This window comes from Mesorhizobium sp. M7A.F.Ca.CA.004.04.2.1 (genome assembly GCF_004022825.1).
Classification (GTDB): Bacteria; Pseudomonadota; Alphaproteobacteria; order Rhizobiales; family Rhizobiaceae; genus Mesorhizobium.
The window spans coordinates 1-3,791 of the sequence record NZ_RZPH01000592.1 but is presented as its reverse complement, the minus strand read 5'-3'; the positions used below and the strand labels follow the sequence as shown (position 1 = coordinate 3,791).

Below are 3,791 nucleotides of genomic sequence, written 5' to 3'. Positions count from 1 at the left end.
GGCCAGCTTGAAACAGCTGGCGCCGCACTGCACCGAATGATCATGCAGAGCCTGAGTGCCGCCATTGGCATTGGCCAGCACGAAGGGTGCTTTCAAGAAGTGCTGTTTCAGCGGATCGGTAAGTGCGAGCGATCCCGGCATGGACAGCGTCTGGGGCAGGCCAACCGAAGTCGCCGACAGCGAGGCGCCGACGGAACTGAGGCCGGCCATGGTGCCGATCAACCAAAGGCCGATGGCGGTGCTGACGCAAGGCAGCGCGACCCAGCGGGCCACCCGGCCAGCGTTGAAGGAAGAGGAACGCGGAGCATCGACGAACTCGCCGCCCTCACGCTGTCCCCGGTTTTTTTTGTGTGTACTCAACAACGCCATGCAACCAATCTCGCTTCAACCGGTTTCCCCGTACGCGGCCTTGAGAGCCGCGACGACCATTCTGTGAGTGATCCCAGGTGGTCCCCGACGCGTTTGCCGCGTCTGTAGTTGGTTGCCGATTGCTTCAAAATATGGACAAAGTTGGTTAATCAATTCCTCTCAAAACCAACGACGAGATGTGGATTTGGGCCAAATTTGGCTTCGTCCACGGCCAGGAAAGTGGTGTTGTCGCCCTTCCGACCTGGTTTTGCTGCCTGTTTTTGGCGGCCGAGTCAAGCAAAACAGCCGCTGCTAATTTTTGCGAAGCGCGTTGGCGCGGCATCTGCAGTGAGGTGACTGCCAGCAGACATCGCCTGGGAAAGGCGCCTGCTTCCAGTAAAAATGTTGCCGGTCTTGCCAAGATTTCCCCTGCGGAAGGGCCTGAAGCAGCCCGTCCTCAGTTGAACCAGAGCGCAAACGTCAAAAACCCGCCGCCGCCGAACTGGCGCTGGATCTGGTCGAAATCGTCGCTGGTCACGAGTTCGCCGCTTTCGAGGTAGGGCGCGATGGCCGGGCCGGTGATCGACAGCACCAGATCGAAGTTTTTCGGGTCATCGAAGAAGCGCTTCATGTTGATTCCTAGGCCTGTGCCGGCGGTGACGCGGAAATGCGGCAGCAGCTTGCGGCCTTCCAGGAGATCCTCGGCCATGGTCAGGGCGGCGAGCCAGGCCTGAACCTGCTCCTCGCCGACTTCGAGGCCGGTGAGCGGGTTCTCGCCCTTCTGCTGCGGGCCAGGCAGCCATTCGCGGTCATTGTCGGTCTCGGCGCGGATCGCCTTCCAGTCCTCGCGCGACAGCCGGATCATTTCCAGCAAATGGCGGCGCGCTGCTTGACGGCGCTCCGGCTCGATCACCGGCCAGTTGATGAGATGCACCATCGAGATGAAATCGGCGATGCGCCATTCCGAGGAGAAGATGCTCGAGCCCATGTCGCCGGCCGGCGGCACCAGAATATCCTGCAACGGCAGCTTGGCGCGCGGGAACAGCATGTGGAACGAGCCGTCGAAGGTGCTCCTGAAATCATGCGCAAGCCAGAAATCGGCCTGCGCCATCAGGAACTCGGCATAGCCCTGCAGCCAGTATCCGTCGGCGCGGTCGAAACGGAAGGTGAGCGTGGGAACGGCATCGTCCGATGTAATGCCGCCGCGTGACAACCCGGCAATGATCGCCGCCATGCTCTCGTCCGGCGCGATGGTGCCGTCCTCGTTGAGGTCGATGCCCGCGCGGGTGAGATCGATGACCATGCCGATATCGGCATCGGGCGGCACCGACGCAAACGTGGCGGCGGATTTCTCCAGCCGGTCGCGGAACCCGACCAGGATGGCGCGGAACTGCTCGTAAGTCAGCGGCTCGGGATTGGGATTATCGGGCACCGGCAACCGCATCAGCGGCAGCATGAAGGATTGCGGGCTTTCGAAACCATGACGGTGCAGGCCGGTGGCCAGGATCTCCAGTGCGGTGAAGAACTCGCCCGCCCCGGCCGCATAGGCGGATGCCGGGTCTTTTGGCGCGGCGGCCTCAAGTACCGACAGGGCAGTGTCGCGCGCGGCCACGCTCTTCGCCTCGAACAGTCGGGTAGCCGCTTCGGGCATTGCCGCCGACGCGGAAGACAGCGGCAGGAGCAAAATGAAAGCGGATGTCAGCAGGCCTGCCAGTCGTGTCATCTTTTCCCCCCAATATTTGTCGCGCCGCGCAGATATACACCATTTGCAACGCTGCGCTTCAACCCGCCGCGAGGACGGTTTACACAGGGCAAACAATTGGGCATCGCGTGTCGAACTATCCGCTTTCCTACAAGCTGTCCTGGCTGCCGCGTTTCCTCAAGCCATCGCTGGCCGGCGACGCGCAAGACTTTTCGCCCATGGCGGAAACGCTGATCGATTCAGCGCCAAGGCAGACAATGCGGCTGGCGTTCGTCGGCGACATCTCGGCGGTGGCCAATCGCGGTGCGCCGGACTGCGATCCGGCGATCAAGGCACTGCTTGGCGGCGCCGATCTGGTGATCGGCAATTGCGAAAGCCCTGTGGTGGATAGACCAAGCGCGGCGCTGGGCACAAGGCTCGGCACGCATCATGCGATGAGCGAGTTGTTTCTGGCCGAGGCGCTGGCGGCGGTTGGTATTGCGCGAGAAAGGCTCGTGCTGTCGCTGGCCAACAACCATGTGCTCGATCAGGGCGTCGCCGGTTTCGACGAGACGGTCGCGGCGTTGCTGCGGCTCGGCATCCGCACGATCGGCCTGGCCGCCGACGGTCCGGTTGTGCCGGTGCAGGTTGGATCGCTCAATGTAGGCTTTGCCGCCTTCACGCTGTGGCGCAACGCCGATGAAAAACTGTTTGCGGGGCGCGTTTCGATGGACAGCGATTCGGCGGGCTGGCCGCGCGCTGGCTTGGATCTTCTCTGCGCCGTGCCGCATTGGGACTGGGAGTTCCGGCATTTTCCGCGTGCCGAGACGCGAGTTCTGGCCAGGCGGCTGGCCGGGCAGGGCGTCGGACTGATCGCCGGCCATCACGCCCATGTCGTGCAGCCGGTGGAAAGGATCCACAAGACGGTGGTCGCTTATGGGCTCGGCGATTTCCTCGGCACCGCCTTCGCCCGCCAGCCATGGCCCGGTCGCATCGGTTCTATCCTCATTGTCGAAGTCAGTGCCGATGCCGGTACGTGCGGCACGATCGCATCTTACCAAATGCATCCCTTCATGCGCCTGCGCGCCGGCGACCGTGAGCGGCTGGTGGTGGTGGAGGCATTGGAGGGCCGAGTGCGTGACAAGGTCGAGGGGCGACTGAAAGCGGTCTTTCCTTAGTGCTGCAAGCGACGAGACGTTGCCTATGGGTCCAGGCTGGCGCATGCATTGTCTTTTGCGGCGCTGGTCGACCCCCACTCCGTCTCGGCTTCGCCGATCCACCTCTCCCCCGATCGACGGGGTAGAGGAAAGGCGCCAAGCTTTTGCCGTCAGCGCTCGTCCAGCAACGCTCCTTTCCTTTCCCTCCGGAGGGGGAAAGGTGGCGCTGCGAAGCAGCGACGGATTGGGGGAACCACGTGGTAATCAGGCGTGGACATTTGTTGAAGAGGCACTGCAGTCGATACATCGAACAAAACCAGCTATCATGAATTTGTCGAGGCTTGCGGGGGTAGCGGTGGAAACAGCGGATTTCATGCCGAGCGAAACGGTCATCGCCGGCATCCGGAAAGACATAGAGGCCTATGAAGCGGCGAGGGCCTCGGCGGTCCGGCAAGTGCGCTGGCGGGTGCCGGTGTTCGTGGGGCTGGTGCTGGTGGCCGTGGTGCTGGTCGCGTGGCTGTTCAACAAGGTCGCCGACCCCAACGAGCAATGGGTCTCGACGCCACATGTATTTCTCTATGTGATCGGCTTCGCGGCTTCGATCC

2 protein-coding genes and 2 pseudogenes are annotated in these 3,791 nt (G+C 62.5%); 2 read left to right on the top strand and 2 right to left on the bottom strand.

The window, feature by feature from the left end; genetic code table 11:
- Together EN893_RS23280 and EN893_RS23275 are read right to left on the bottom strand one after the other, a co-directional pair.
- Positions 1–369: pseudogene (locus EN893_RS23280) on the bottom strand (hypothetical protein); the annotation flags it as partial.
- A gap of 436 nt (positions 370–805) precedes the next feature.
- Positions 806–2,071, bottom strand: a complete 1,266-nt coding sequence (locus EN893_RS23275; RefSeq protein ID WP_127269327.1) for a hypothetical protein — start codon at positions 2,069–2,071, stop codon at positions 806–808.
- Between the two features lie 107 nt (positions 2,072–2,178).
- Between EN893_RS23275 and EN893_RS23270 the strand changes: the two genes are divergently transcribed.
- Both EN893_RS23270 and EN893_RS23265 read left to right on the top strand, forming a co-directional pair.
- Complete coding sequence (locus tag EN893_RS23270) at positions 2,179–3,207, top strand: CapA family protein (RefSeq protein ID WP_127269328.1); 1,029 nt, start codon at positions 2,179–2,181, stop codon at positions 3,205–3,207.
- 352 nt (positions 3,208–3,559) lie between these two features.
- Positions 3,560–3,791: pseudogene (locus tag EN893_RS23265) on the top strand (hypothetical protein); the annotation flags it as partial.

Bases quoted from the DNA above. Each gene is read 5' to 3' on its own strand.
- EN893_RS23275 (WP_127269327.1), bottom strand. From the start codon at position 2,071: ATGACACGACTGGCAGGCCTGCTGACATCCGCTTTCATTTTGCTCCTG.